The sequence below is a fragment of the Streptomyces sp. NPDC005878 genome, assembly GCF_040629815.1.
Taxonomy (GTDB): domain Bacteria; phylum Actinomycetota; class Actinomycetes; order Streptomycetales; family Streptomycetaceae; genus Streptomyces.
The window spans coordinates 66,739-92,945 of record NZ_JBEXWK010000020.1 but is presented as its reverse complement, the minus strand read 5'-3'; the positions used below and the strand labels follow the sequence as shown (position 1 = coordinate 92,945).

The 26,207-nt window shown below is 70.2% G+C and carries 22 protein-coding genes and 1 pseudogene; 11 read left to right on the top strand and 12 right to left on the bottom strand.

What is annotated here, in order from left to right; genetic code table 11:
• The first annotated feature begins 33 nt into the window (after window positions 1-33).
• From ABZ404_RS26305 to ABZ404_RS26285, 5 genes are all read left to right on the top strand, one after another.
• Entirely contained in the window at window positions 34-5,265 is a 5,232-nt protein-coding gene (locus ABZ404_RS26305) for a beta-ketoacyl synthase N-terminal-like domain-containing protein (protein WP_358990949.1), read from the top strand.
• 15 nt (window positions 5,266-5,280) lie between these two features.
• Window positions 5,281-6,696, top strand: coding sequence for a hypothetical protein (locus ABZ404_RS26300; RefSeq protein ID WP_358990946.1), 1,416 nt, complete (start codon window positions 5,281-5,283; stop codon window positions 6,694-6,696).
• A 27-nt stretch (window positions 6,697-6,723) separates the two neighbouring features.
• Complete coding sequence (locus ABZ404_RS26295) at window positions 6,724-8,259, top strand: acyl-CoA reductase (protein WP_358835205.1); 1,536 nt, start codon at window positions 6,724-6,726, stop codon at window positions 8,257-8,259.
• Window positions 8,256-9,512, top strand: a complete 1,257-nt coding sequence (locus ABZ404_RS26290; protein ID WP_358835206.1) for a cytochrome P450 — start codon at window positions 8,256-8,258, stop codon at window positions 9,510-9,512. Before ABZ404_RS26295 ends, ABZ404_RS26290 begins: the two co-directional genes overlap by 4 nt.
• Window positions 9,513-9,787: 275 nt before the next feature.
• On the top strand, window positions 9,788-10,528 hold the full coding sequence (locus ABZ404_RS26285) for a VWA domain-containing protein (RefSeq protein WP_358835207.1): 741 nt from the start codon (window positions 9,788-9,790) through the stop codon (window positions 10,526-10,528).
• Window positions 10,529-11,643: 1,115 nt separating this feature from the next.
• Here the strand turns inward: ABZ404_RS26285 and ABZ404_RS26280 are convergent.
• Both ABZ404_RS26280 and ABZ404_RS26275 read right to left on the bottom strand, forming a co-directional pair.
• The gene (locus tag ABZ404_RS26280) at window positions 11,644-11,817 is read right to left on the bottom strand and encodes a hypothetical protein (protein WP_358835208.1); all 174 of its coding nucleotides are present in this window, start codon (window positions 11,815-11,817) and stop codon (window positions 11,644-11,646) included.
• Window positions 11,818-12,357: 540 nt separating this feature from the next.
• Window positions 12,358-12,567 carry a cold-shock protein gene (locus tag ABZ404_RS26275; protein WP_358835209.1) on the bottom strand — a complete coding sequence of 70 codons (210 nt, stop codon included), beginning with the start codon at window positions 12,565-12,567 and terminating at the stop codon, window positions 12,358-12,360.
• Window positions 12,568-12,672: 105 nt separating this feature from the next.
• Between ABZ404_RS26275 and ABZ404_RS26270 the strand changes: the two are divergent.
• Window positions 12,673-12,973, top strand: a pseudogene (locus ABZ404_RS26270) (hypothetical protein); the annotation flags it as partial.
• Between the two features lie 2 nt (window positions 12,974-12,975).
• Here ABZ404_RS26270 and ABZ404_RS26265 read toward each other — a convergent pair.
• A complete protein-coding gene (locus ABZ404_RS26265; protein WP_358835210.1) occupies window positions 12,976-13,515 on the bottom strand; it encodes a hypothetical protein in 540 nt (179 codons plus the stop codon).
• Window positions 13,516-13,775: 260 nt separating this feature from the next.
• Between ABZ404_RS26265 and ABZ404_RS26260 the strand changes: the two genes are divergently transcribed.
• Window positions 13,776-14,216: a hypothetical protein gene (locus ABZ404_RS26260; protein WP_358835211.1), complete on the top strand. Its 441-nt coding sequence runs from the start codon at window positions 13,776-13,778 to the stop codon at window positions 14,214-14,216.
• 189 nt (window positions 14,217-14,405) lie between these two features.
• On the opposite strand, the gene ABZ404_RS26255 is transcribed toward ABZ404_RS26260, so the two are convergent.
• From ABZ404_RS26255 to ABZ404_RS26235, 5 genes are all read right to left on the bottom strand, one after another.
• Entirely contained in the window at window positions 14,406-14,897 is a 492-nt protein-coding gene (locus ABZ404_RS26255) for a 2'-5' RNA ligase family protein (RefSeq protein WP_358835212.1), read from the bottom strand.
• A gap of 111 nt (window positions 14,898-15,008) precedes the next feature.
• Window positions 15,009-15,794: a hypothetical protein gene (locus ABZ404_RS26250; RefSeq protein WP_358835213.1), complete on the bottom strand. Its 786-nt coding sequence runs from the start codon at window positions 15,792-15,794 to the stop codon at window positions 15,009-15,011.
• Window positions 15,784-16,164 (bottom strand): STAS domain-containing protein, encoded by a 381-nt coding sequence (locus tag ABZ404_RS26245; protein WP_358835214.1) that lies wholly within the window; start codon window positions 16,162-16,164, stop codon window positions 15,784-15,786. The genes ABZ404_RS26250 and ABZ404_RS26245 overlap by 11 nt, the downstream gene beginning before the upstream one ends.
• Window positions 16,161-17,438 carry a SpoIIE family protein phosphatase gene (locus tag ABZ404_RS26240; RefSeq protein WP_358835218.1) on the bottom strand — a complete coding sequence of 426 codons (1,278 nt, stop codon included), beginning with the start codon at window positions 17,436-17,438 and terminating at the stop codon, window positions 16,161-16,163. The genes ABZ404_RS26245 and ABZ404_RS26240 overlap by 4 nt, the downstream gene beginning before the upstream one ends.
• Complete coding sequence (locus ABZ404_RS26235; protein WP_358835215.1) at window positions 17,438-18,241, bottom strand: alpha/beta hydrolase; 804 nt, start codon at window positions 18,239-18,241, stop codon at window positions 17,438-17,440. Before ABZ404_RS26235 ends, ABZ404_RS26240 begins: the two co-directional genes overlap by 1 nt.
• A 287-nt stretch (window positions 18,242-18,528) precedes the next feature.
• Here ABZ404_RS26235 and ABZ404_RS26230 point away from each other — a divergent pair, with 287 nt between their 5' ends.
• Window positions 18,529-18,813, top strand: coding sequence for a hypothetical protein (locus tag ABZ404_RS26230; RefSeq protein WP_358990943.1), 285 nt, complete (start codon window positions 18,529-18,531; stop codon window positions 18,811-18,813).
• Between the two features lie 232 nt (window positions 18,814-19,045).
• Here the strand turns inward: ABZ404_RS26230 and ABZ404_RS26225 are convergent, their stop codons facing one another.
• The gene (locus ABZ404_RS26225) at window positions 19,046-20,500 is read right to left on the bottom strand and encodes an erythromycin esterase family protein (protein WP_358990940.1); all 1,455 of its coding nucleotides are present in this window, start codon (window positions 20,498-20,500) and stop codon (window positions 19,046-19,048) included.
• A gap of 403 nt (window positions 20,501-20,903) precedes the next feature.
• On the opposite strand from ABZ404_RS26225, the gene ABZ404_RS26220 reads away from it, so the two are divergent.
• On the top strand, window positions 20,904-21,170 hold the full coding sequence (locus ABZ404_RS26220; protein ID WP_358834712.1) for a GlsB/YeaQ/YmgE family stress response membrane protein: 267 nt from the start codon (window positions 20,904-20,906) through the stop codon (window positions 21,168-21,170).
• Between the two features lie 454 nt (window positions 21,171-21,624).
• Here the strand turns inward: ABZ404_RS26220 and ABZ404_RS26215 are convergent, their stop codons facing one another.
• Window positions 21,625-22,155, bottom strand: a complete 531-nt coding sequence (locus ABZ404_RS26215; protein WP_358834713.1) for a DUF2867 domain-containing protein — start codon at window positions 22,153-22,155, stop codon at window positions 21,625-21,627.
• 43 nt (window positions 22,156-22,198) lie between these two features.
• On the bottom strand, window positions 22,199-22,741 hold the full coding sequence (locus ABZ404_RS26210) for a helix-turn-helix domain-containing protein (protein WP_358834714.1): 543 nt from the start codon (window positions 22,739-22,741) through the stop codon (window positions 22,199-22,201).
• Window positions 22,742-23,094: 353 nt separating this feature from the next.
• Here ABZ404_RS26210 and ABZ404_RS26205 point away from each other — a divergent pair, with 353 nt between their 5' ends.
• Both ABZ404_RS26205 and ABZ404_RS26200 read left to right on the top strand, forming a co-directional pair.
• Window positions 23,095-23,997, top strand: coding sequence for a patatin-like phospholipase family protein (locus ABZ404_RS26205; RefSeq protein WP_358834715.1), 903 nt, complete (start codon window positions 23,095-23,097; stop codon window positions 23,995-23,997).
• A 44-nt stretch (window positions 23,998-24,041) separates the two neighbouring features.
• Complete coding sequence (locus ABZ404_RS26200; protein WP_358834716.1) at window positions 24,042-25,058, top strand: 1-acyl-sn-glycerol-3-phosphate acyltransferase; 1,017 nt, start codon at window positions 24,042-24,044, stop codon at window positions 25,056-25,058.
• Window positions 25,059-25,160: 102 nt separating this feature from the next.
• On the opposite strand, the gene ABZ404_RS26195 is transcribed toward ABZ404_RS26200, so the two are convergent.
• A complete protein-coding gene (locus tag ABZ404_RS26195) occupies window positions 25,161-26,108 on the bottom strand; it encodes a helix-turn-helix domain-containing protein (RefSeq protein WP_358834717.1) in 948 nt (315 codons plus the stop codon).
• Window positions 26,109-26,207 lie beyond the last annotated feature (99 nt).

Here is a 26,207-nt window from a genome sequence, read left to right as displayed (position 1 = left end):
ACACCGCCGTACACCGAGGAGGTTCCGCGGCTCATGCCCAACGTCCCGGCCTGTCCGCCACACGAGCCCGTCGCGGTGATCGGCATCGCGTGCCGTCTCCCGGGCGGCATCGACTCACCGGAGCAGCTGTGGGAACGGCTGTCGAGCGGTGAACCCGTGGTGGGGGACATCCCCGCCGACCGGTGGGCGGAGGCCGCTGCCCGGGGTGGCGGCGCCGCCCGGCGCGTTCTGCACAGCACACCGTCGCGCGGCGCGTACCGGGCCGACATCGCCGGTTTCGACGCCGGATTCTTCGGCATCCCGGCCGACGAGGCGGCGATGATGGACCCGCAGCACCGCATCGCCCTGGAAGTGGCCTGGGAGGCACTGGAGCACGCGGGCGTCCCGGCCCGCGGCCTGGCAGGGTCGGACACCGGCGTCTACGTGGGCGTCGGGGCCGACGACTACGGCCGGCGGGTCCTGGAGGACCTGCCCGGCATCGGCGCCTGGAGCGGGATCGGCTCCTCGCCGTGCGGCGCGGCCAACCGTATCTCGCACGCACTGGACCTGCGTGGTCCCAGTGCCGTCATCGACACCGCCTGCTCCTCCTCCCTCGTGGCCGTGCACACCGCGTGCCAGGCACTGCGCGCCGGCGAGTGCCGGCTCGCTCTGGCCGGCGGTGTGATGCTGGTGGCGGGCCCCGGCCTCGCCGTCACCCTGGCCGAGGCCGGGGCAACCTCTCCGGACGGCCGCAGCAAGCCCTTCGACGCGGCGGCCGACGGGTACGGACGCGGTGAGGGATGCGTCATCGCCGTGCTCAAACCCCTCGCCGACGCACATCGCGACGGCGACCGCGTGCTCGCCGTGATCCGCGGCAGCGCCGTGGGACAGGACGGCCGTACCCCCGGCATCATGGCTCCGAGTGCCGCCGCGCAGGAGGCGGTGCTGCGGTCCGCGTGCCGCGCGGCCGGGATCGCGCCCGGTGACCTCGACTACGTCGAGGCGCACGGCACCGGCACCCGTGCGGGCGACCCGGTGGAGGCGGCGGCTCTGGCCGCGGTCCACGGCGCGGTGCGCGAGCGCGGCGATCCGTTGCTGATCGGGTCGGTCAAGGGAGTCATCGGCCACCTGGAGGCGGCGTCCGGCGCTGCGGGCATGCTCACCTGTGTCCTCGCTCTCGGTCACGGGCGGCTGCCCGCCACACCTGGCGTCGCCGGACCGAGCCGGGCGATACCGTGGGCTTCCGCAGGCCTGCGCCTGGTCACCGAGGAGCGTCCCTGGCCGACGCGCGGTCTGCGGCGACTGGCCGGAGTGTCGAGCTACGGCTACGGCGGCACACTCGCCCACCTGATCCTGGAAGAGCCTGCTGCTCCATCCCCTCAGGCACCACATCGGCCCGCCCGCGGCCTGTTTGCGCTCTCCGGCGCGTCGGCGGCCCATCTGCGCGCGAACGCCGAACGGCTGGCCGGGCATACGGCCGGCCGTCCCCGGCCCGCCCTCGCCGATGTCGGCCGCACCCTCGCCGTACACCGCTCGCACCTCGCGCACCGGGCCGCGCTGACCGCCGGCACCTACGAGGAACTGCTTGCCGCCCTGCGGGATGTCGCCCGGGGCGACGAGGAAGGGACGACTGCGGCAGAGCCCCTGGGGGACGCGGTCTGGGTCTTTTCCGGGCACGGCGCGCAATGGCCCGGCATGGGGCGCACCCTGCTCGCCGAGGAGCCCGTCTTCGCCTCCGTGGTGGACGGGTTCGAGGACATCTTCCGTAGGGAGGCGGGGTTTTCGCCTCGCGAGGCGCTGGAGGCGGCGGACCTCGGGGACACGGGACGCGTCCAGGCCCTCACCGTCGCGGTGCAGCTCGGCCTTGCGGCTGTCTGGCGGTCCTACGGGTTCCGGCCCGCGGCGGTGATCGGCCACTCTGTCGGTGAGATCGCCGCCGCGGCCGTGGCGGGCGTGCTGGACGACTTGGACGCCGTCCGACTGGCCTGCAGACGTGCCGCCCTGGTGCGGACTGTGGCAGGTGACGGTGCCATGGTCCTGGTCCCCCTGCCCTTCGAGGACGCCGAGCAGCGCATCGCGGCGCAAGGTGTGACGGACGTGTGGGCGGCGATCGACGCCTCGCCCACCAGTTGCGTACTCGCGGGCCGGGCAGAGGCACTGGACCGCCTGACGGCCGTCTGGGCAGGCCAGGGGACAGCCACCCGGCCCGTGGCCAGCGACACGGCTTTCCACACGCCGCTGTTCGACCGGCTGACCGGTCCCCTCGAAGCCGGCTGCGCGGACCTGACCTTCCGTCAACCACGGCTGCGGCTGTACACGACCGCGTTGCCGCAACCGCGCGATGACGTTCCTCGCGACGGTGCCTACTGGGCCACCAATCTGCGGGCCCCCGTGCGACTGCGGCCCGCGGTGGAGGCGGCGTGGCAGGACGGACACCACGCCTTCGTCGAGGTGTCCACCCATCCGGTGGTCGCGCACTCGGTCGCCGAGACCCTGACGGACGCGCACACCCGAGGCCGCCCGCACCCGGTCGTCGCTCACACACTGCGCCGTGGCGCCTCCGAACGGGCCACGCTGCTCGCCAACGCGGCGGCGCTGTACCGCGCGGGCGTCGAGCTGGACTGGACGGCCCACCACGACGGGGGCACCCTCACCGACCTTCCTGCCACCGCCTGGCAGCACACGCGCCACTGGGCGGCACTCTCCGAGGCGGGCAGCGCACCCCCTGCCGACCACGATCCGGCCGGGCACACCCTGCTCGGCGAGTACACCGCCGGTCCCGGCCTGGACCCGCTGCACCTGTGGCAGACCAGTCTGGACACCGCGAGCCGCCCCTATCCCGGCGACCATCCCGTGGCAGGGACGGAGGTGGTGCCGGCCGCCGTGCTGCTGCACACCCTCGCACGCGCCACCGCGACAGCCGGCGCGAGCCCCGGCCCGGGAGACCTCGGCTGCCTGACCGGGGTACGCCTCGCCGTCCCGGTCGCCGTGGAAGCGGCCCGCGACGTCCAGGTCACGCTGCAGTCCGGTGTCCTGCGGCTGCGTTCGCGTCTCGCCACACGGCACAGCGGTGCCGAGCCCTGCGCCTGGCTCACTCACACCACCGCCCACGCCACCTCGTGCACCCATGACGCGCTGCCACCGCTCACCGGCCCCGGCCCCGAGGCCCTCGTGGAGGATCCGGCGCTGGTCACCGGCCGGCTCGCGGACCTGGGCGTGCCGTCCATGGGATTCGCCTGGACGGTCAAGGAACTCGTCCGTGCGCAGGGCGCGGCGTACGCCGTGGTCACCGCGCCCACCGGACGGCCGCGCACGTGGGCCGCGCTGCTGGACGCGGCTTTCTCCACTGCCTCGGTGTGTCTGCCGGATCCGCCGCGCCTGCGGATGCCGACGGCGTTGGCCACTGCCTGTCTGGGGGAGTGCGGTGAGGTGCCGGAGGAGGCCGTGCTGGTGATCCGGTTGCGGTCCGAGGCGGACGACAGCGTCGATCTCGACCTCGTGGGCCCCGATGGACGGATCCGCATCCGCATGCGCGGCCTGCGCTACGCCTCCCCAGCACCCGACCGGGCCGGCACCGGCGGCACCCTGTTCGCCACCGAGCGCCGCCCCCTTACGTCCCAGCCCACGGCGCGGCCCCCGGGGCGCGTGGTGGCGGTGGGGTCCGAACCCGGCTTCGCCCGGGCCCTCGGCGCCGACCACCTGCCCGGTCCCGAAGGGCTCCGCATCAGGCCCGGCGACGTGGTTCTGGTCGCGCCGCCGCCCAGTAGCACTCTCCGTCCCGACCGGGCCGCCCTTGAGCAGGTACGGCTCCTGGCGCGCACCGCCGCCACGGTCGCCGAGCACGGCACCCCGGCGGCCCTGTGGGCGGTGACGCGCGGGGCCCGGATACCCCGTGACGCGCACGCGGTGGCCCAGAGCGCCCTGTGGGGCCTGGGCCGCACACTGGCCGGTGAACTGCCGCACCTGTGGCGCGGCGTGATCGACCTGCCCTCCCGCCCGGACCCGGACGACCTGGCAGCCCTCACCGGGCTCCTCAGCAGGACCGGCGTCGAGGACGTCATCTCCGTCGAGGCGGGCACCGCTTGGGCCGACCGGCTCGTGCCGGCCCCGCCCGTCCCGGACGGCGGGCCGCGCTGCCACCCGGACGGCACCTACCTCATCACCGGCGGCCTCGGCGCGTTGGGCCTGCGTACCGCCGCCTGGCTCACCGCACGCGGCGCGCGCCGACTGGTCCTCCTCGGCCGCACCGGACTGCCCGCCCGCCGGGACTGGGACGCTCTGCCGCGCGGCGCACACGCCGACCGCGTCACCGCTGTACGGGCGCTGGAGCAGGTCGGCGCCACCGTACGAGTGGTGGCCGCCGATGTGTGCGACGAGGCAGGCCTGCGCCGGGCGCTGGACCCCGACGCGCTGGGCCTGCCGCCCATCCGCGGGGTCGTCCACGCGGCTGGAGCCACCGCCGGCGGCCTACTGCCGGACGCCGACGAGCCCGTGTGGGACACCGTGATGCGCGCCAAGACAACCGGCGCGCTCGCCCTGCACCGCCTCTTCCCTCCCGGAAGTGTGGACTTCTTCGTCCTGTACTCGTCCGCCGGGCAACTGCTGCACCTGCCGGGACAGGGCCCTTACGCCGGGGCCAACGCCTTCCTCGACGGGCTCGCCCGACATCGCAGGGCCACCGGGCACCACGACACCCTGTCGCTGGCCTGGACGAGCTGGCGCGGTCTCGGCATGGCCGCCGGCACGGAAGCGGAAACCGTGACCGCCGAGCTGCGGGCCCGGGGCACGGACGCCCTCGAGGGTGAGGAGGCTCTGGAAGCGTGGGCGGGCGCGGATGCCGGCCGGCACGGCGAGCTGGCGGTGTTCCGCCTGGCCGAACCCGGCCCCGGACAGGGCCCGGTCTGCCCGACCACGCCCCCGCTCCTGCGCGAACTGCGGGCCCGCACCCGGCCCGGGGCGGCCCCTGCGGAGGCACCCGCGTCCAGCCCGTCCTGGCGACAGCTTCCCGCTGAACGCCGCTACGACGCTCTGCTTGAGGAGATCAGGGCATCGGCCGCCCGCGTCCTGGGCAGCGGGGCCGCCGGCGTCGCCGCCCATCACGCCCTGTCCGACCTGGGGCTGGACTCCCTGCGCGCCGTTGCCTTCCGTACCGACCTCGAACACCGTCTGGCAGTCCCGCTGCCGCCCACCCTGCTGTGGAACCGTCCCACCGCCGCCGACATCGCGACGTACCTGACGGAACTCGCGGAGCAGGCCGACCTGTCCGCCACGTTCCCGCCCGTATAAAGGAGTGATCCGCCGATGACGACCACCCCCGTGCGCGCCCGGCCCCCTCGCCACCCGGACCAGGACGTGCGGCAGTTCGCCGACGACCCGCTGCGCTGGTTCGGCGGTGACCGCGAGGGCATGCACCGGCTGCCGGCGCCCGAGCTGGCCGCCCTCCAGCTCGCGGCGCTGCGGCTGCGCTTCACCGAACTGGCGGACCGGCTGCTGGTGGTCGGCGCGCTCGCCCACGAGCAGCACATCGACGCCATCAGCGCGCTCGACGACGCGGCCCCGCTGCTCCTGCCCCACACCGTCTACAAGTCCTACCCCGCGTCACTGCTGTCGCAGGGCCGGTTCGACCAGCTCACCCGCTGGATCTCGCAGCTCACCACCGTCGACCTCGACGGCCTCGACACGGACGGCTGTGACAGCGTCGACGCCTGGCTGACCCTGATCGACGACCGCACCCGGCTGCGCCTGGCCCACTCCTCCGGAACCTCGGGCACCATGTCCTTCGTACCGCACACGGCGGAGCAGTACTCCCTGCTGTACGAGATCGTGCGGCAGGACACCGTCCCGCCCGGCACGCCGCCGGACGAGCCGGTGCACGTCGTGTGGCCCTCCTACCGCAGCGGGCGCAGCGGCATCGCCCGGCACGCCACCGCGATGTCCGAGCAACTCGCCCGCCACAGCGCCGACCACTTCCACACCCTCGACCCCGGCCACCTCAGTGCCGACCTGATGCTGCTCGCCGCCCGCGTCAAGGCGGCGAGCGGACGGCCGGGCCAGGTGGAGATCCCCGCGGCGCTGCGGCAACAGCGCGACCACTACCTGGCCCGCTGCCGCTCGGCGCCCCAGGACATGCGCCGCTTCACCGCCGATCTCGCCGAACAACTGCGGGGCGAGCGCATCGTCTCGCTCAGCCTGTGGGAGACCTACTACCAGTGGGCCCGCGCGGGGCTGGACCAGGGCATCGACGGTGCCTTCGCCCCCGACTCCGTCCTCATGCCCGGCGGGGGCACCAAGGGCTCGGCGCTGCCACGGGACTGGGCGGCGGACGTGGCCCGGTTCGCCGGAGTGCCGTCCGTACGGCTGTGCTACGCCATGGTGGAACTGATCATGCTGAGTCTGGTCTGCCCGGCGGGCGCCTACCACGTCGAACCGTGGATCGTCCCCTATGTACTGGACCCGGGCACCGGCAAGCCCCTTCCCCGTCAAGGCACCGTGCGGGGCAGGGCGGCCTTCTTCGATCTCACCGCGGACGTCTACTGGGGCGGTTTCGTCACCGGCGACCACGTCGCGGTGGACTACGGGACCTGTCCCTGCGGGCGCACCACAGCCCGCGTGGAACCCGGCATCTCGCGGTTCGAGGACGACGACAAGATCACGTGTGCGGCGACTCCGGAGGCCCTCGACGACGCCCTGGAGTACCTCGCGGACGCCACCCTGTGACCCCGTCGACCTCAAGGATCCGCCCTCATGGCCGCACCCCCGGTTCCCCCTGACACCGCCACCGGCACGCTGACCGTTCCGGCGTACGTACGGGGCACCACGGTCACCGACCGACTCGTCCCCTTCGGCGGCCGGCCCGGTCGCCCCGCCTTCCACGCTCCCGACCCCGTCGCTCTGTTGCCGCACCTGGTCCTGCGCGACCCGGGCAGTCTGCAAGAGCTGCACCGTCTGAGCACCGCCGAGATCATCGATCAACTCGCGGCACTCGGCCCGCTGCTGGCGCTGGACGCCAACCCGTTGCTGCGTGAGGCGTTGAGCACCGCCGCCGCCTGGTCCGACATGACCGAACCGGTCCTGCGCGCCGCCTACGAAGGCCTGCCCGCCCTCTTCGCCCGCGAGGCACTGCACGACGTGGCGGAGCACACCATCGGCACGCGGTTCCTCGACGGCTGGACGCCGGTGCCCGGACGCGACGGACGCCGTGCGGCGGTCCGCGCCGTCGGGGCACGGACGCTCCACGTCATCGCCGGCAATCACCCGATGATCGCCGCGCTCACCGTCATCCGCAACGCGCTCACCCGGTCCGACGCCATCATCAAGACACCGTCCAACGACCCGCTCACAGCAGTCGCGATCGCCCGCACGCTGGCCGACCTCGCACCCGCCCACCCGCTGGCCCGACACCTGGCGGTGGCCTACTGGAAGGGCGGCACCGAAAGCGTCGAGGAGGTCCTCTACCAGCCCCGTGCGCTCGACAAGATCATCGCTTGGGGCGGTATGGCCGCGATGCGGCACATCACCCGCTACATCCGTCCCGGCCTCGAAGTCGTCGCCCTCGACCCCAAGTCCAGTGGCACGGTGATCGGCCCGGAGGGGTTCGCCCACCGCGCGGCCATGGCCCGTACCGCCAAGCTCACCGCCGCCGACGTCGGCGAGCTGAACCAGCTGGCCTGTTTCAACGCCCGGGTCGTGCATGTGGTGACCGGGACCGACGCGGCAGGACTCAGACGCGCCGAGGAGTGGGCTGAACTGCTGCATGAGGAGGTCCAGGCCCTGCCCGCCCACCGCAGCACCCCGGCCCGCCACTTCGACCCGGCACTGCGCGAACAACTGCGCGCCCTGCGCGCCACGGGAGGCCACTGGTACCGGGTGATCGGCGGCCGAGCCGACGAAGGCGCCGTGATCCTCTCGCGCACCGCGGACACCGTCTCCTTCCACAGCGCACTGTCCGGGCGCGTCGCCAACGTGGTCCCGGTCGATACCGTCGAGCAAGCGCTGTCCGTCATGGACTCCTCCACCCAGACCCTCGGCGTCTACCCCGACACCCTCAAAGAGCGACTGCGCGACGTGGCACCCTTCCACGGCGTGCAGCGCCTGGTGCCGCTCGGCCGGGCCACCGACTACCGACCCGACCTTCCACAGGACGCGACCGAACCACTACGGCGCATGGTCCGCTGGATCACCGACGAGGGGTACGACCCGACCGCGCCAACCGGACCGACCGGACCGACCGGATCCACCGGATCAACCGGATCCACCGGATCAACCGGAGGGCAACGATGAGGCACACGGCACCGGCCACCGAGGACACCACCCCCACCGGTTCCGTGCCCGGCTGCCCCCACCTGGCCCGCCTCACCGCCGACTTCGACGCCCACGACCCGTACCTGAGCCCGGACCTCGCCGTCGACGTACACCGGGCGATCCGTACCTCCGCACCCGTCAGCTACTCCCGAGCACACGGCGGCACCTGGATCGTCTCCCGTTACCACGACGTCCGCGCAGCGCTGGCCGACCACGAGACGTTCAGTTCGGCCTCCGGCGTCTTCTTTCCGCGCGCCGCGGGCACGCCCCGGTTCGCCCCGCTGGAATACGACCCGCCCGAGCAGACCCGCTTCCGCACCGCGATGAAGCCGCCGTTCCTGCTGCCCCGGGTCCGTGATCTGCACGGTGCCCTGGTGGACCTGGTCCGCGCGCACGTCACCCCGATCGCCGCACGCGGCCACGGAGACCTGATCGCCGAGCTGGCTGTGCCGCTGCCGCTGGCCGTGGTGGGACTCGCGGTGGGCTTCACCGAGCACGCCCAGCGCAGCATCCGGGAGCTGACCAGCAATACCTGGGCCCGTATGCCCAAGGACGACGGACCCGGGGGCTTCTGGCCGGCGTTCACCGCGCTGTTCGACAGCGAGATCCGCAGAGCACGCGAACAACCCGGCGACGACCATCTCAGCCTCCTCGTCCGGTCAACCTTCGACGGGCGGCGGCCCGCCGGCGACGAGGAACTGCACGTCATGCTTGTCGCGTATGCCATCGCCGGCCACGAGACCTCCATGAACACCCTGGCCCACCTCCTGTGGCAGCTGGGCTCCCGGCCAGATCTCCAGTCGGCGCTCAGAGGGGACCCGAGCCTGATTCCGGCCGCTGTCGAGGAGACGCTGCGGCTGTGGACACCCGTCGACCACGGCACCCGTCTCACCACCCGGCCGACCGTCCTGGGTGGCCACGAGATCCCGGCCGGCGCCAGGGTGGTGCTGTTGACCGGCGCGGCCAACCGCGACCCGGAGGTGTTCCCGGCTCCGGACACCTTCCGCCTCGACCGCGGCAACAACCGGCACCTCACCTTCGGCCATGGCATCCACTTCTGTCTGGGGGCCCATCTCGCCCGCGCCGAATTCGCCCAGGTCCTGCACGAACTCTTCCGGCACCCCGCGTTCACCCTCACCGAGCAGCCGACCCGCTACTTCGAGAACGGACGCCACATCTGCCTGGACCGGCTACCCGTACGCTTCGCCTCCCATGACGAGGGGCAGCAGTGATAATGAATGTCTGGCAGCGCCCCGCCTGTACGAGCAGCCTGCCTAGCTCAGTGCCGAACTGGCGGGGTGAGCGACCGGCCGGCCACCGAGCGCGGTGCCCGGCGGCGAAGTGTTGAACGCGATGTACAGGCGGCGCGGCGGTACTTGCCGAGGCCCTAGCCCCGGCCGGGCGACAGACGTTGGGGCTTGCGGCGTGTACGTCCCCGCGGTAGGCCCCGGATCGCGATCAGAGAACGCACGCTACAGCGACCGCACCCGCTACAGAAACGGCGACCATGACCGAGGCACACGACGCCGCTCCGGCGATTAACCTGACCAAAGTACGGGCCCAAGCCCCGGACCTCGTCAGCCTCTACAAGACGGCAGGTGCCAGCCTGCACGCACACGGCCTGGAGGGGGTGCGTGCCGCGGTGTATCTGGTCCTGGACCGGTCCGGCTCGATGCGGCCCTACTACAAAGATGGCACCATGCAGTATTTCGGCGAACAGGTCCTGTCTCTGTCCGTCCACCTCGACGACGACGGCACCGTACCTGTGGTGTTCTTCTCCACCGACGTCGATGGTTCCGCCGAGCTGTGCCTCGACAACTACCCGGGCCGAATCGACAAGTGGCACGAGAACCTCGGCCACATGGGACGCACGAACTACCACTGGGCCATGGACGAGGTCATCGACCACTACCTTGGGTCCGGCAGCACGGAACCCGCCCTGGTGATCTTCCAGACGGACGGCGGGCCCACCAGCAAGGCCGCCGCCGAACGGTACTTGTGCAAAGCCGCCCGCCTGCCACTGTTCTGGCAGTTCGTCGGCTTCGGCGATCCCGACGACAAGGAATTCGCCTTCCTGCACCGTCTCGACACCCTGGCCGTACCCGCCCGCCGCATCGTCGACAACGCGGGTTTCTTCCACGCCGGCCGCGACCCCCGCTCGGTGGACACTGGGCTGCTGTACGACCAGCTTCTGCAGGAGTTCCCCCAGTGGCTGACAGCCGCACGCACCGCCGAGGTCATCACGTAGGTACGACTTGATCTCTGACGTGTGCGGCGGGGGAGGCCTCCTGCCTGTTGGGGATGCCGCGCGACGGGCGGCGGCAGGAGTGCCCCGTCGCTTGCCCCCATCGTTGCGTGGTCCTGGATAGGCGGCGCCCCGCCCCGCGGTGGCAGGGGTGGTGCTTTAGTTGCAGGCGATGTCGGAGATGGCGTGGTCGGGGAGGTCGATCCTTCCCTTGTACTTGTCCAGGGTGTTGTGAACGGTGTGAGCGTTCTTGAGGGTGAAGCTGTAGGTGGCGCCGGGCGTGCAGTTGAAGGTGAAGTTCTGGGCGTAGGTGGCGCTGTCCCCGTTTGTTGAGTAGGTGTATTTCAGCGCGATGGGCTTCGTGTAGACCCGTTGGGTTGTGCCGTCTTGGGTCTTGGTCAGAATCGCGGCGCCGGAAAGGGTGCAGTCGGTCCGGTCCCATCCGATGGTCTGGCCGATCCAGCAGGTGAAGTTGATGGTCCCGTGGGACCAGCCCTTCTTGCTGGCGGCGAGGCACAGGTTGACTTCGGTGGACGACAGTTGTCGGCGCTGCGCGTCTCCTTCTTGCCGGTACAGGAGCTGGCCGCGGATGCGGGTGTGCCGTCAGAGAAGACCAGAGCGCCGGCTACCAGAGCAAGAGCGGGGACAAGACGAACCAGGTTCGTTTTCGGCACAGGTGGCTCCCAAGGGGTGAGTGGTTCCCCCATGCTACCGGGAGTGATCGGGCGGATTCGCAGAGTAATCGTTTCGGCGGTCTGTCGCTTTTCTAGCCTGTCCAATGCCTCGATGTGACCATGCTGCCCGGGAGCGACAGGGCATGATGGTCGCACCGTGGGCGACACGGTGCAGGTAACGATGCCTGCGGGCCGCAGGGAGTTCACGGTCCTGAAGGTGGATTACATCTCGTCCTGCCAACAAGCTCCCGCGGGAGTGGGTGTGGCGCTCGGTGTGTGCTTCTGACGCGCTGAGCGCCGCGTCTCCGCCGAGAGTCCGTCACAAGCGCACAGTCGCACAATCGGCCGGGCAAGTCCTGGCCGGACACGGACACACTCGCGTTGTAGGTTCCCGGTTGATTTCGCGCCTGGGTGCTCCGCCGGCCAGCCGCCGGCGGCCCTTCGTCAGGCGTCATAATCCCGGTTGAACTCGCCCTCTTCCTCCCGTGCGCCCTCGCTGGCTTCGTCCTGGGCCTGGGAGGCGCGTTCGCTCGCCTCGTCCCTCTCGCTGCCCATCGCGCCCTTCGCCTTGTCTGCGAGGTCGTTGGCCTTGTCCTCGAACTGGTCCTTGGTACCCATGGCCGCTCCTGTGGGTGGGGTCGGACGTGCTGCCCACCAGACTCACCTGGCAGGGGTGATCCTCACCTCGCATTGCGATCACTGGCTCAGTGGATTCACCCGGGTTCAGTACGACAGGACAGCAGCATCGCCACTGAGTCGGGGTGGCTCCACCGCGTAAAACGGAAAGGTGAACGAACGGCGTGAGGCTGCCCGCGTCGGGGGGGGATGGCCGTCCACGCGGACATGCGTACGAGGTCGCCGCGATCAACCTGTCGGTCGACGGCCGCGCGTACCGGGCCGTCGCCATGGCGCACTACGACCATCAGGACGGGTGCCATGCCTAACGCCTGTGCCTATGGTCGGCACTGCCCGATGGGGCGCGCACAGACTGGTATTGCTGGGACGAGCAGGCCATGACGCGGCGGGAACCGGCGCCATGATCGACCTTCCGCCCAGCCTGCGCGTCGGCACAACGCCGGATGATCAGGTCAACGACTTGGGAGCCCGGGCGGCTCGCCACAGCGGATGACCGGTGTGCCGAGCCGCCACGAGTGATACCTACTCCTGCTCGCGCACGACGTTTTCCGCCTGCGGGCCCTTGGGCCCCTGGGTCACGTCGTAAGAGACCTTGTCGTTCTCGTAGAGCTCTTTGAACCCCTGGGTCTGGATGGCGGAGAAGTGGACGAACACGTCCGGGCCGCCTTCATCCTGCTGGATGAAGCCGAAGCCCTTCTCGGCGTTGAACCACTTGACCGTGCCTGTAGCCATCAGAATGCGTCCTTTGCTGCTTCCTACGGCGCGGTTTCACCGCGCCCACCAAGCCTGATCATGGCTTTGACACCTGAACCCTGCCCCGTCGGCGCGCCAGCTCACCCTCATGTTTCCAGCCTTCAGGCGGTGTCGGCGGGTCGGGTCGGGACCTGGGCGGCGGCCGAGCAGGTGGAGATCGCCTATACCCCGCCCCACAGGTCGTGGCTCAATCGCATCGAGGCCCAGTTCGCCGCCCTGCGCCAATGCACCCTCGACGGCACCGGCACCGGCACCGACGGCGCCAGCCACAGACAGCAAGGCTGCCTGCATGATCGGCCGCTTCGGCCGCTACATCATCTGGTGGAACAAGCACGCCGCCGACGAACGCCACCGCGAGGTGGTGAACAGGGCGGACGTTGCCTGATGCTAGGAATTCTCGACGGCGTCGAGGGCGTGTTCTTTGAGGAAAACACCCGCATGGGCTGCTGCTTCTTCCGCAGTCGCGTAGCGCGTCCCATCGGGGGCTGCGGCGGACGCCCCGTCAGCGCCCATGCCTGTCCAACTCCAGTCACCGGAAGGTGTCCGCACCAGCTCGGCAATCCCCCCGAAGAGCGCGAGCGCGCTCCTGCCCGCTGTCGCGGGCGCCGAGCGGCTGACGGCGTCGGGCCACTTCTTACGGGCACCCTGCCGGGTGATGCCCCAGACAGCTCCCATCTGCTCGTAACTGGCACCGTAGGAGCCCGCGGTTGCTGCCGCGTACGCGGTCAACCGCCTGACCTCGGCATCGATCACCTTCCAAGCGGCCAGGACGGACAGCGCCACTTCGATGGGATCCGCGTCCCACATACGCTCCGCGGGCAACCCGGTCTGTCGGGAGCGAATCGCCGAGGCCAGCGGATTCAAGGCGTCGTACAGCGCCTTGTCGAGTTCTGCCTGCTCTTCCGGTGTGATCTCAGAGACCATCATGTGACAACTCTAGTTTACGATGTGGCAGATGACAACCAAAGTTTCCATGGACCTGCGAGGAGATCGCGTCGGCGTCGGGCGCGCACGGGCAAAGGCAGACGCGACGGTCGTGATCACGTACAACCAACCGCCGTTCATGGATCGTTCGAAGCATGCGACCGGTGAAGAGCGAGCAGGCCCACCCAGACCGAACGCGGGCAGCTGCTGGCCGACCGGAGCCCTGGTGCGTGCGTGGCGGCCGGACAGGTTACTTTGCTCGGATGAGTCTTCTTGGTGATGTGGGTGAGCGCGACGGCTGGCGCTGCTGGGTGTGCGACGAAGCGGTCGACCCCGACAAGTCAGTTAACGATCCGCGGGGGCCCAGCGTCGACAGCCGCACCGTCGACCGGAAGGCCAAGGTCGCCGAGCGGCTCGCGCACCGCGGGTGCAACAGCCGCAAGGGCGCGGTCAAGGTGGTCATCGCCTGGCCGGAGCACCTGTACGTAGTCGACCCCGCGCCGCTGATCGCCGTTGGCGACAGGCTGGAGCGCAAGGGGGGCCGCGAGGTGGTGGGCCGCTGTCCGACGAGGAAGGATGCCGAAGAGGCGGCGGATTGGCTGGTGGACAGGTTCTCCCGACTGCTGCCGGGGCTGCCGGTGACCGCCGGCGTCGAGGCGGGCGGCGGCCAGTTCCTCGTCAGTCTGACCACCGGCCGCCGCTGATCGGGGATCACCCCCTCAGCCAAGGACGGCCGACGACGCCCGCGCCACTCGATGAGCAGCGGGTCGTCCAGGAGTCGTCCAGGCGGCGGTTTTCCGGGTCCGGTCCTGCGCGCCGCAGGAACTCCAGGGGGCGGCCGAGGAGAGGGGCTGCCTGTCTCGGGCTGTGGCGGGGGGACTGGCGGGCGGCGTCTACGGACCGTCCGGGACGCCGAGCGGCACGGTGAACCGCGGCTGCCAGCCTTCCTCCGTCAGCACCACCAGCTGGACCGCCGTCGCACGGGTCCGCAGCGGCAGCAGGCTGCCGATCGCAGCGCGGACATGGGCGGCAGCTGTCGGGTCGTCCGTACCCATAGCGACCGTGACATGGGCGGCGGGCTGCGTCCCGAAGCGGCCCCCGTACGGGCGCAACCCGGGCCACTGGGCGCGGAACGCATCGACAATCGGCTGCAGTCCCGGAACGGTGACGGCGACGAAGCCGGACTCTGTCACGACCTCCTCCAAGAGCAGATCAGCTGCCGGGAAACTCGCCGCCAGACGACGCACGCCCTTCTCGTCCTGATCTGTCAGCGCCGATTCCGGCACAAACGGGTAGAGAAGCGAGACGTGAGCCGGCACCCCACGACGCACCAGAGCCGGGTCGATACGCCACGCCGCATCGAGGAGCGGGGTGGCATCCGGCAAGACAACAACGACGGCAGTGGTCCCTGGCTCTGGCACGCCGTCATCATCGCAGGCGAGTCCGCTACTGCGCGCTCGTTGGAGTGGTCGCCAACCTGCCCCCGGGGGCAGCCCTCAACGGGTTACAACCGCATCAGCTTCGTAAGGGCGGGGCAAGCGACCGCGGGTATTGGTGTCCAAGCGCACGGCGACCAGTTGTGATGCGGGGGTGATACCCGCGTCACTGAGCGGCCTTTCGTCGCTCTCCGTACTGTTTCCTCGCGCCCATTCGGACCCCAGGCCCCTGAGCTGCTGATTGCTGCGCTGGTCGATCAGAACCCAGTCCCGGCCGTACCGGAGAGGTGGGACGAAACCGTGGAGGGCGTCTGCCCACAGTGCGTCGAGGAAATCACTCACCGTCTGCGTGCTGAAGAGCGTGCAGCGGAACACATCTCCTGGAGCCCCGGTGATGGGGCTGATGTCGACGGTCAGCGTGCGCTCGGCGAGTGTCTGTTCGGCAGTGGCCATCGCCTCCTCCAGTACGTCGGAGATCTCTGAAGGATTGGCGAGAGCAGTCGGCAGCACGGTCCGCAGGGTGTCGTTGACTACCGCCTGGATGGTCTCGGGATCACGCACAGACCTCCGGCGCATGCCGTCCACATAGGTGTTGATCGGCACGTGTTCGGGGAAGTCCCCGGGCGCGTAGAGCACTTCCGGCCGCTGCCACAGGATGATGAAGAAAACGGTGGAGACCAGGACGGGAAACGACACGGCGAACACCGCGAGCAGCCCTTGAACCCAGCCGCTTGACTGAGCGGCAGCGATACCTACCGTCGTTTCTGAGAGACCCAGGAACAGTGCGATGATCCATAGAGGGTTGAGGACGCGCGGCGGATGCCCCGGTGGCAGTTCACTGGCCATCACACCAGGGTGGCAGACCGGAACGGCCTATGGGACCGCTATGGGTGAGGACCGTGTCGGGGTGGATGGTGAAGACCCGGTCCAGGCCCACGATGGCCAGGATGCGGGCGGTGTTGGCCGGGACGGCCGCCAGGGCGATGTCGCCGCCCTGCTCGATGGCCAGGTTTCGGGCGGCCAGCAGGGCGGTGATGCCGCTGGAGTCGCAGAATTGCAGGCCGCCGAGGTCCATGACCAGGACCTGCCCGCCAGTAACGGTGAGCTGATCCACGGCCTTGCGGAGTTGCGGTGCCGTCGCGTGGTCGAGGTCACCGGTGATCTCCAGTACGGGACCGGTGGCCGCGTCGCGGGTGGTGATGGTCAGCGGGCTCATTTCAGTTCTTCGCTCGCGGGAGTGGTAAGGGAGGCAGGCATGCCGAAGGCGAGGAGCGCGGTGTCATCGTCGAGGCCCGCGCCGAAACCGTTGATCAGTTCCGTCAGGGCGCTGACCAGAGCTTGGGGGCCTGCGGGTGGCCGGCCCGCGGCGAAGGTGCGCAAGGCATCGTCGCCGTACTGTTCGCGTCCGGGCCCGGTGCGGGCCTCGGTGAGTCCGTCGGTGTAGACGAGCAGGGTGTCGCCGGGGTACAGCTGCGTACGGGCGGCGGTGAACTGGACCTTGGGCAGGACGCCGATGAGCATCCCGCCGGGGGTGGGCAGGTAGTCGGCGCTGCCGTCCGCGCGCTGGATCAGCGTGGAGGGGTGCCCGCCGGAGGCCAGGTTCACCTCGACCTGGCCGTCACCGGGGTGCAAGGTGCCGAATATGGCGGTGCAGTAGCGGGTGTCGCCGCTGGTGTACCGCTCGTGCAGCACGGTGTTGAGGGTGGTCAGCACCGTGACGGGGTCGGGGTCGTGCAGGGCAGCTGCGCGCAGGGTGTAGCGGGTCAGCGAGGTGACCGCCGCGGCCTGGGGGCCCTTGCCGCACACGTCGCCGAGGAAGAACGCCCATTGGCCGGCGCCGAGGGGGAAGAGATCGTAGAAGTCTCCGCCGAGCAGGTCCGGGGAGGCTGTGTGGTAGTAGGAGGCGGCCTCCAGGCCCGGGATGGCGGGCAGTTGGGCGGGAAGCAGGCTTTGCTGAAGGACGGCGAGGGCTTCCTGGAGGCGGTCGCGGTCAGCCTCGGCCTGCCGGCGTGCTTGTTCGGCCGCCTTGCGGCTGCGCAGCAGTTCCTTCTCGTAGGCGCGGCGGTCGCGCGCGTCGAAGACAGTGGTGCGGATCAGCACCGGCTCGCCCCCTTCGCTGGTCTTCACCTTCGCGGTGACCAGCACGGGTATCCGCTGTCTGCCGGCGCCTCTGATCTCCAGGGCGATGCCGCTGATCTCGCCTTCCATCCGCAGCGTCGGGGCGAAGTGCGTTTCGTGGTAGAGCTTGCCGCCCACCGTGAGCAGATCGGTGAACCGCATCCGGCCCACCACCTGTGGCCGCTCCAGGCCCAGCCACTCCAGCAACGTGGTGTTGATCTTCGCGATGGTGCCGTCCAGCAACGTCGACAGGTAGCCGCAGGGAGCCTGTTCGTACAGCTCCTCAGCGCTGTCCTCCAGCAGGGAGGTGAATAACGCGTCGGTGGCATCCACGTCGGGCTCCCCGTCCGGGTCCTGATGGGTGGGGCACATCATCGAGTCGATCCGAGGAAGCTGGTGATCGCCGCGGCGGTAGCCTCGGGTGCGCTCAGCTGCGGACAGTGGCCGGTCGCCTCCAGCGTCACCAGTCGGCTTCCGGGGATCGCGGCGTGGACGAAGGCGCCGACCTCGCGGGGAGCGATCATGTCCTGCGTGCACTCCAGGACCAGCGTCGGCACAGTGACCGTCTTCAAATCCTCGCGGCTGTCGGACAGGAACGTCGTGCGGGCGAAGACCTGCGCCATGTCCGGATCTGTGGCGCAGAACGAGGCGGTCAGCTCCTCGCCGAGTTCCGGCCGGTCCGCGTTCCCCATGATGACCGGGGCCATCGCCGCCGACCAGCCCAGGTAATTCGACTCCAGAGACTCCAGCAGTTCGTCGATGTCGTCCGCGCTGAAGCCGCCCCGGTATCCGGCGTCGTCGATATAGCAGGGAGACGGCGCCACCATCACCAGACGGGAGAACCGCTGCGGTGCCTTCGCCGCCGCGAGGACTCCGACCATCGCACTGACCGAATGCCCCACAAAGGTCACATCCCGCAGGTCCAGCTCCTCGCAGACCTCCAGTACGTCGCGTGCGTAGCCCTCCAGTGAGCTGTAGCGCCGCTCATCCCAGGCCGAGGCGTCCGCCCGGCCCGAGCCCACGTAGTCGAAGAGCACCACCCGGTACTCCGCGGCCAGAGCGGGGAGCACCAGTCGCCACATGTTCTGGTCGCAGCCGAACCCGTGCGCCAGCACGAGCACCCGCCCGTCCGTACGGCCGGTGACGGTGACGTTGTTCCTGCTGCGGATATCCATACCGGCCAGTCTCCCACCCCCCTTCCCGGCCGAAGCGGGGGCCTGCCCACACGCTGCTCTCCCGAAGCACTTGTGGCTCCCCATCCCATCGAGGTCAACCTCGACGCCGGCGGAACCCCTTCGATTCAGCATGGCCGCACGGCTGGCCTGCAGGGTGGACAACCCCCACTGCGCACGCGGCGGCGAGTGACCTGTGGTCTACGTTCAGTTGGCAAGCGGCTCACGTGGGTGCGGCCGCGTGACGCTGAAAACGTGACGGTGAAAGAGGTACGCGCATGATGCGACGCATGGCGAGGGCGCTGGGGACGTGCGTGGCGGCCGCGACACTCGCACTCGCAGTTCCTGGCACCGCCTACGCCGCCGACGGGTACCTGATCATCGACGGTGTGGTCCACGAGGAGCCGACCGGCTGCTTCCCGCTGGGGGACTTCGTTCCGCCGGTGGTGTCCAATCACACGGACGCGATCGCGGAGGTGCACTCCGGGCCGGACTGCACGGGAGAGGTCACCTGGCTCGTCTATCCCGGTGAGAGTTACTACCCGAACGGCAGCAGGAGCGTCTTCGTGCTCTGACGTCCCCGCGAACCACTCTGTGGCTGGGTACTGTCCGCCACGTCACGAGCGAGGAACGACAGGACGGGGCTGCCCGCCCTGACCGGTCGGATGGAACGTGCATGTCCGCTCTCCGCTCTCCGCCTCGTCGTGGCTTTGGTCGTCGTGGTCGTCATCCGCCGGGCCGCCGATCGCGAGGGACGGCCCGGCCGTCGTGAAAGTAATGGGCCCCAGGGTGGCCACGGATCGTCGGTTACTTGCGCGTCCGGGCCGCCTCCACCCGCTGGAGGTGGATCACGACGTCGTGCGCTTGAGTCAGCCGGATCTGCGGGGCGTCCGCGGTCCCGGGGTAGGCGGCGCCGATGTTCTTGACGGGGTGCGGCGCGGCGAGCCAGGCGCGGGCCGCTGCCGGGGCGTTGCGCAGGTCCACCACGAAGTCGCGGTACCGAACCCGGTCCAGGGTGTGCTCGGCGGTGCCGGGCGCGGCCGGGCCGACGGTGAAGCGGTGGACGCCGCCGTCCTGGCCGAAGGCGTTGAACGAGCCCTGGCCGAACGTGAGGCCGACACTCAGGTAGCCGCCGCGCAGCTGCTCGCGAAGGAATTCGCCCTGGACCCGCGGATAGGTGGCGGGGGTGTACGTCCTGAGGGCGACGTGGCCGTTGTGGGCGGCGAGCAGGATCTTGTCTCCGGTTCGGTGCTGCCACCAGGCGATGTTCTCCGCCATGATCCGGTCGCGGTGGAGCATGGCGCCGGTGACGCCCCGCGGGTCGTCCAGGTCGAAGGCGAACAGCGTGGTCATCTGGTGGATCGCCGTGGCGTGCTGGACGGCCCAGGCATGCGCGTCGGCGTCGGCGCCCGTGCCGGGCCGCTGCTTGAGCAGGTCCACCGCCCGGCCGGTCCGCTCGGCGAGTTCCTTCCGTTCGGCCATCGGCTTCGACAGGTAGTCGTTGACGTACGTCTCGGCGTCGGTGGTGGGCCGCAGGCCCCGGTACAGCTCCGTGAGCTGCGGCACGAGTTCGGGGCGTGCCGCGGCCGCGTAGGCGTTCACCTTGTCGTACAGCTCGGTACCGGCGAACCCGCCGTCGTCGCCGACGAAGCGAACCGGGTCCTTCGGATGCTTGACGTTGTACGCGCGCATCCACTGGAGCAGATCGCGGTACTCGGTCTGGTTCCACCACCGGTAGGTGCCCTGGAACTCCTCGTCCATGATCTGCTGCAAGTCGCCCTCGCCCCGCAGGAGGTAGGCGTCGAGCCGCAGCCCGGTGCTCCAGGGGGCTTCGAGGGCGAAGACCCGGAAGCCCTTCTCCTCGACCAGGTACCGGAAGACCCGGTGCTTGAGGGTGAAGAACTCGTGGGAGCCGTGGGTGGCCTCGCCCAGACCCACCACCCGGGCGTCCCCCACCATCCGACCGAACGGACGGAGGTCGGCCAGGCCGCCGAGGGGCTCGGTAGTGCGCAGCGGGTGGGCCACCCGGCCGAGGGCCGCCTCGGGGGAGCGGAAGGCGGCCGCCGCGACCCCCTTGGGGCCGGCGGGCGCGGCGGCGTCGGCGGCGTTGGATGGGGCGGTCGGGGCGGCCGGTGTGGCGTCGGCCGTGGCCGATGCGGCGGCCGGGGCGGGCGGTGCGGCGGCGGAGGCGGCCGGGGTGACGGCCAGGATGGCACCGAGTGGGATGAGCAGGGCGGCGAGCAGGGCCTTGGGCGTGTTCATGGGCCCCACTCTCGCCGCGCGGGTCCGCTCCGTACCATCCGCTGCACCCCCCGACCGGCCCGGGGGCTAGCCTCACCCGCCGACTGTGTCGGCCGCAGCGGCCGGCAAGGGGGGCGTGGATCGAGGCTGAGCTGTGCGAGCGAGCCTGGACCGGTTGCCCGACCGCCAACGCCGGTGGACCAGTCACCGGATCGGCCGTCGACCGGAGGCCGTCGACCGGATCTGTCGACGGGTGGGTGCCGAGTGGGCCAGTCGGAGGGAATAGGACTTTGGTCCCGTGTGGAGCGATCACGAACGGATATGCGTATGTCGCCGGTCGTCCGCGTCGGAGCGACCGGCGGACAGCCCTGGGGTACCCCCGTCGGGCTCTCTACGGAACCACCTACAGCAAAGGACGCACACCGTGGGCATCATCGCCTGGATTCTCATCGGCCTCATCGCGGGCGCCATCGCCAAGGCACTCACGCCCGGCAAGGACCCGGGCGGCTGCCTTGTGACGATGCTGCTCGGCATCGTCGGCGGTCTGCTCGGCGGCTGGCTCGGCAAGGTGATCTTCGGTGTGCACTCCATCAATGGTTTCTTCCACCTCTCGACGTGGATCGCCGCGATCGTCGGTTCGGTGATCGTGCTCCTGGTGTACCGCCTCATCACCGGGCAGCGTTCGCGCTGACCGCGACCGGTACTCCGGTTCCCTCCGGCGGGGCGCGGACACGTCACCTGCGGGTGCACGGGCCGTTGCTGAGCGACCGTGTCGTACCTGGATGGGGTCCGTCTCCGCGCCTTTGGCGGTGGCGGGCCCCGTACGTATGCCTTCGCGCACCGCACCGCCCCGCACCGTACGGCACTGCCGGGGCTGGAACGTCTGCTGCCGGAGGGGGCGCCTTCTCCGCTTGGAGGGGGCGCCTTCTCGGCCTGTCAGGAACCGAAGGGGTGCGGAGCACCTACCCCGCGAGGATCCTGGCGGGGTCACTGAGCTGGTCGGGGTTGGCGCCCATGCGAGTACCTGGCCGAAAGCGCCGTGCTGCTGCCCAACGCACCCCGGCCGGCTCTGCGACAGCAGGAACCCGTAGGCGAAGAAACCCGAGGCGTTCGAACGACGGGATTGTGGGCTTGCGTTTGCACGTTCACGATGCGGGGTTCGTTTGCGCCGCACTGGCTGTGGAGCGTGTGCCTGCGCGTGTCATGCCGAGCGTCATCAGGTGGTGGAAGGGGCGGATGACGTTGAAGTAGAGCGGCCCGGTCCACCGGTGGTACTTCACGATGGTGGCCACCTCGAACCGGGCGCAACCGTCTGCCGAGGGTGCGGTGACGATCGCGAGAGAGGCGGTCAGATGGGTGTCGGCTGCTTCCAGGACGATGTACCGGTCGACAGCGGCGTCAGTGACGGTGAAGAAGGCGACCTTGGCGCCGGGGATGAAGGAGATCTCCTCGGGCCGTAGCGGCCGGCCGGCCGGGATGTGGGGATCGCGCAGTCGCAGGAGCCTGGCCAGGACCGTCCTGGCGCGGAACAACACCTTCATCCATCCGGGCTGCCAACTCAAGGCTCCCGCGACGAACTCCCGCAGGGTCGCTTCGGATTCGGTCCGCTTCACGTCCACGTGGTCCGCGCCGGAAAGTATGGAGGCAAGTTCGGGAGTGGCGTCGATGATGTTCATAGTGTGTGTCCTCCTTTGTACGGGGGGGGGAGCAGGGGAGTAGTCAGGACGCCGATTGCTCCAGCAGCGGAAGCAGAAGCTCGTACATGTCACGCAGCTCTGCTTTGGGTAGCGGGGGCATCAGGTGCTCCGCGCCGACCAGCATCAGGTAGAGCATCCTGGCCGTCTGATCCGGCTTGCTGTAGCCGGCCTGTTCGCACAGTCCCCGCAGATATTCGATACGTGTGGCGTCCACCCGCTCCTGCACCCGCGCCGCTTCCGGATCCTGTTTCGCCCAGGCCCGCATCGCTACCCCCAGTGGCAGGCCGGCGTCCTTGGTCGCTTCTGCCAGGAGCCTGCTCAACCTCTCCCGCGCCGGGAGAGATTCGATCGCTTCCAGCCGGTCGATGATCGATGTGGTGAAACTGGCCTCGAAGTGGTCGAGCAGCCGGGTCCGATACTTCGGCATCGATCCGAAGTGGTGGTAGAAGGCGCCCTTCGACATGCTCATGCGCTCACACAGCCGCTCCAGCGTCACCGCCGGCGCGCCCTGCTCCGCCAGCAGCACCAAGCCCTGCTCCAGCCACGCCGAACTTCCTGCGCTCACGCTGTCTCTCCTCACGCCATACCAAAAGGTTTGGTATGGCACTCTAGCAAGACGCGCTCGCGGCAAGTGAGGGAAACAGACGGGTTGGTGATCGAGGAGGGAGCCGCGACCCGGGAGTCCGGCGCCGGGCGCGGGCGCTGATCGGGCGCTGACCCGGCGGGGGAACGGGAACGGCCGGGACGATCCGCGCGCCCTGCGGGCTCCAGGTCGGCGCAGCGTAGCTGCCCACAGGTCGTCCACGCTGACAAGGCGCGTCTGGTCGCGGGGGTGGTCCAGACTGCTTTCGCAGAGCGCTGGTTGATGTCCCACTCGGGGGAGTGGATGGGACGGCCGGGGCGGGGCAAGCGCAGGGTATGGGCGACGATGCCATGACAAGGCAACTCGAGGGAAAGAGCACGGATTACCGCTGTGCGTTCGTCCTGGGCGGAGGCGGGGCACTGGGCGCCTACGAGGTCGGGATGCTGAGAGCACTGATCGAGAACGGAATCCGCCCGGACCTGGTGATCGGAACATCCGTGGGCGCGATCAACGGCGCGGCGATCGCGGCCGAGCCGACGGCGAAGGCCGTGGCGCAGCTGGGTGAGTTGTGGGGGAGCCTGGGCCGCTCGGGCGTGTTCTCCGGCTCGGTTCTCCAGAGCCTTCGGCTCGCCGCCCGGAACCGGACCCACGTCTATTCCTCCGCACCGCTGCGCGAACTCCTGGAAACCTGGCTCCCCGCACGGCACATCGAGGATCTCGCGGTGCCGTTCCAGTGCGTCGCGGCGAGTATCGAAGGTGCCGCCGAACGCTGGTTCACCCAGGGGCCTCTGGTCCCGGCGGTCATGGCCTCGTGCGCGGTCCCGGGGCTCCTGCCGCCGCTCGAAATCGACGGCGAGCACTTCGTCGACGGAGGCCTGATCAACAGCATCCCGGTGGGCCGCGCGGTCGCTGCCGGAGCCCGTACCGTCTACGTGCTCCAGGTCGGACGCGTTGAGCGGCCACTGCAAGTTCCCCGGGCGCCCTGGGAGGTGGCTGCCGTGGCCTTCGAGATCGCCCGTCGCCATCGCTTCACCCGGGACATGACCGATCTGCCTCCGGAAGTCGAGGTACACCTGCTGCCCACGGGAGCGGCGTCCGGCAAGGGAGAGGACCTCGCCGGTCGGAAGTTCCGCCACCGCGACTTCGGCCTCTCCGCGCGGCGGATGGACTTGGCGTACGAAGCGTCGGCCGCCTACCTGGCAGCCGCAGGAAAGCCCCGCAGGGACGCAGCGTCATGAGTCGCGCGGTCGGCGCTCGTGATGTGGCCAGGCGATGCGTCAGCGTGCCCGCACTCGTCGTCCTGATCCCCGTCGCCGGGGCTCTGCTGCTGGTGACGCTGGTGCTGGCGCCGCTGTCGTTGTTCGCCGGACGGTCCGGGCGGGCCTGGCAGCCCCAACGGCTGGCTCTCTATGTCCTCGTATACCTCATCGCCGACCTGGGCGGGGTGCTCGCGGCAGGTGGCGTGCGACTGCGCTGCCTGGGCGGGGGCCGAGACCGCGAAGAGCGTCTGGTGACGCTCAACTACCGAGTGCTGGCGCGGCTGCTGGACTTCCTGGTCACGTGCTCGCGATGGATCTTCTCGCTACGAGTCGAGGTCGACCCGCCGATCCCGCCGATCCCTTCGAGTACGGAACGGCCGGGCGAGGGCATAGTGGTCTTTGCCCGCCATGCCGGCCCCGGAGACTCCATCCTGCTGGTGCACGGTCTCCTCTGCCGCGCGGGCCTGCGCCCCCAGGTCGTCCTCAAGCAGTTCCTCCGCTGGGACCCGTGTCTGGACATCGTGCTCAGCCGCCTGCCGCACTGCTTCGTCCCCCACCGGGCCGAAGCCGGGACCTCGGCGGCCATCGGCTTGTTGGCGGCCGCACTGCGCCCGGGGGAGGCGCTGGTGATGTTCCCTGAGGGCGGCAACTTCACAGAGCGTCGCAGGCGGCGGGCCATCGGCTGGCTCAACCGCACCGGCCAGCTGCGGCGAGCGGCTCGCGCCCGCCATGAGCAGCACGTCCTGCCACCCAGGATGGAGGGATCGCTCGCGGCACTGTCGGGGGCGGGCGATGCCGGAGCGGCGGTCGCCTTCGTCGCGCACACCGGTCTCGATCGGATCGACTCCCCGGCCCGGCTGTGGCAGTCGATCCCCCTGCGGCGGGCGGTCCGCGCCACTTGGTGGAGCGTGCCCGCCCGTGCGATACCGGCCGAGCGGCAGGCCCGTCAGTGGTGGCTGACCGACCAGTGGTCGCGGGTGGACGCCTGGGTCACCCGCGAGTGGAACCGCCCCACCCCGGCACCGCCCGCCGCGCCCTAGGCTGGGGCACGTACGGCGAGTGGGCGTTGGCCCGCAGGGTTGCCGACACCATTGATGGGACCGGCCGTCGGTGAAACCACCGCAGTGGGCGTGCCCCGGGTTTCAGTGAGGGCGGCGGAAGGTGGTCCGGTAGGTCTGCGGTGTTGTGCCGGTGACGCGTTTGAACCGTTCGCGGAAGGCGGTCGCGGATCCAAAACCCGCCTGCACGGCGATACGTTCGACGGGGTGATCACTGTGCTCCAGTAGGTACTGGGCGTGTCGGACGCGTGCGCGGAGCAGCCACTGCAGGGGGGTCGTACCGGTCTGCTCGCGGAAGCGGCGGCTGAAGGTGCGGGTGCTCATGGCGCAGCGCGAGGCCATGGCCTCCAGAGTGAGATCCTCGCCGAGGTGGTCCTGGATCCAGGTCAGCGTCGGTTCCAGAAGTGAGCCGCGAGGCAGCGGCGGGGGTTCGTGGACGATGTACTGGGCCTGGCCGCCTTCTCGCTCCAGGGGGGTGACGGCCAGTCGGGCCGCGTCCGCCGCGACGGCTGAGCCCAGGTCGCGGCGGACCAGGTGCAGGCACAGGTCCATGCCGGCTGAGGCCCCGGCGGAGGTGAGCAGTTGGCCGTTGTCCACGTAGAGGACGTCCGGGCGCACGTCGATGTTCGGGTACTGCTGGGCGAGTTGGTCGGCGGCGATCCAGTGGGTGGTCGCCGCCAGGCCGTCCAGCAGGCCGGTGGCGGCCAGGGTGAAGGCGCCGCCGCAGATCGAGGCGATGCGCGCACCGTCGGCGGCGGCGTCACGCAGTGCCTGGAGAGCCTCGGCCGGGGGCGGCTCCGCGTGCTGTTCCCGGCCGGGCACGATGATGGTGTCGGCACCGGCCAAGCCGTCCAGCCCCCAGGGCGCGCGGATGGTGAACGTCTCGGTCGGCACCTCCGGCCCGGTTCCGCAGACGCGCACCCGGTAGGGACGACGCCCGTCCGGCAGGCGTACGCGTCCGAACACCTCGACCGGGATGGCCATGTCGAAGGCCACCGTCTGGTCCAGCGCAAGAATCGCCACGGTGTGCATCCCTGCAGGCTACGCCCGCTTGCTGCCGTAACACACCGTGCAGGTCATGAAGTTGAGGGTCAGGAAGGCACTGGTCGGCGGAGTGGCGAGAACTCGTTG

Bases quoted from the DNA above. Each gene is read 5' to 3' on its own strand.
- ABZ404_RS26305 (WP_358990949.1), top strand. From the start codon at position 34: ATGCCCAACGTCCCGGCCTGTCCGCCACACGAGCCCGTCGCGGTGATC.
- ABZ404_RS26300 (WP_358990946.1), top strand. From the start codon at position 5,281: ATGACGACCACCCCCGTGCGCGCCCGGCCCCCTCGCCACCCGGACCAG.
- ABZ404_RS26295 (WP_358835205.1), top strand. From the start codon at position 6,724: ATGGCCGCACCCCCGGTTCCCCCTGACACCGCCACCGGCACGCTGACC.
- ABZ404_RS26290 (WP_358835206.1), top strand. From the start codon at position 8,256: ATGAGGCACACGGCACCGGCCACCGAGGACACCACCCCCACCGGTTCC.
- ABZ404_RS26285 (WP_358835207.1), top strand. From the start codon at position 9,788: ATGACCGAGGCACACGACGCCGCTCCGGCGATTAACCTGACCAAAGTA.
- ABZ404_RS26280 (WP_358835208.1), bottom strand. From the start codon at position 11,817: ATGGGTACCAAGGACCAGTTCGAGGACAAGGCCAACGACCTCGCAGAC.
- ABZ404_RS26275 (WP_358835209.1), bottom strand. From the start codon at position 12,567: ATGGCTACAGGCACGGTCAAGTGGTTCAACGCCGAGAAGGGCTTCGGC.
- ABZ404_RS26265 (WP_358835210.1), bottom strand. From the start codon at position 13,515: ATGATGGTCTCTGAGATCACACCGGAAGAGCAGGCAGAACTCGACAAG.
- ABZ404_RS26260 (WP_358835211.1), top strand. From the start codon at position 13,776: ATGAGTCTTCTTGGTGATGTGGGTGAGCGCGACGGCTGGCGCTGCTGG.
- ABZ404_RS26250 (WP_358835213.1), bottom strand. From the start codon at position 15,794: ATGGCCAGTGAACTGCCACCGGGGCATCCGCCGCGCGTCCTCAACCCT.
- ABZ404_RS26245 (WP_358835214.1), bottom strand. From the start codon at position 16,164: ATGAGCCCGCTGACCATCACCACCCGCGACGCGGCCACCGGTCCCGTA.
- ABZ404_RS26240 (WP_358835218.1), bottom strand. From the start codon at position 17,438: ATGTGCCCCACCCATCAGGACCCGGACGGGGAGCCCGACGTGGATGCC.
- ABZ404_RS26235 (WP_358835215.1), bottom strand. From the start codon at position 18,241: ATGGATATCCGCAGCAGGAACAACGTCACCGTCACCGGCCGTACGGAC.
- ABZ404_RS26230 (WP_358990943.1), top strand. From the start codon at position 18,529: ATGGCGAGGGCGCTGGGGACGTGCGTGGCGGCCGCGACACTCGCACTC.
- ABZ404_RS26225 (WP_358990940.1), bottom strand. From the start codon at position 20,500: ATGAACACGCCCAAGGCCCTGCTCGCCGCCCTGCTCATCCCACTCGGT.
- ABZ404_RS26215 (WP_358834713.1), bottom strand. From the start codon at position 22,155: ATGAACATCATCGACGCCACTCCCGAACTTGCCTCCATACTTTCCGGC.
- ABZ404_RS26205 (WP_358834715.1), top strand. From the start codon at position 23,095: ATGGGCGACGATGCCATGACAAGGCAACTCGAGGGAAAGAGCACGGAT.
- ABZ404_RS26195 (WP_358834717.1), bottom strand. From the start codon at position 26,108: ATGCACACCGTGGCGATTCTTGCGCTGGACCAGACGGTGGCCTTCGAC.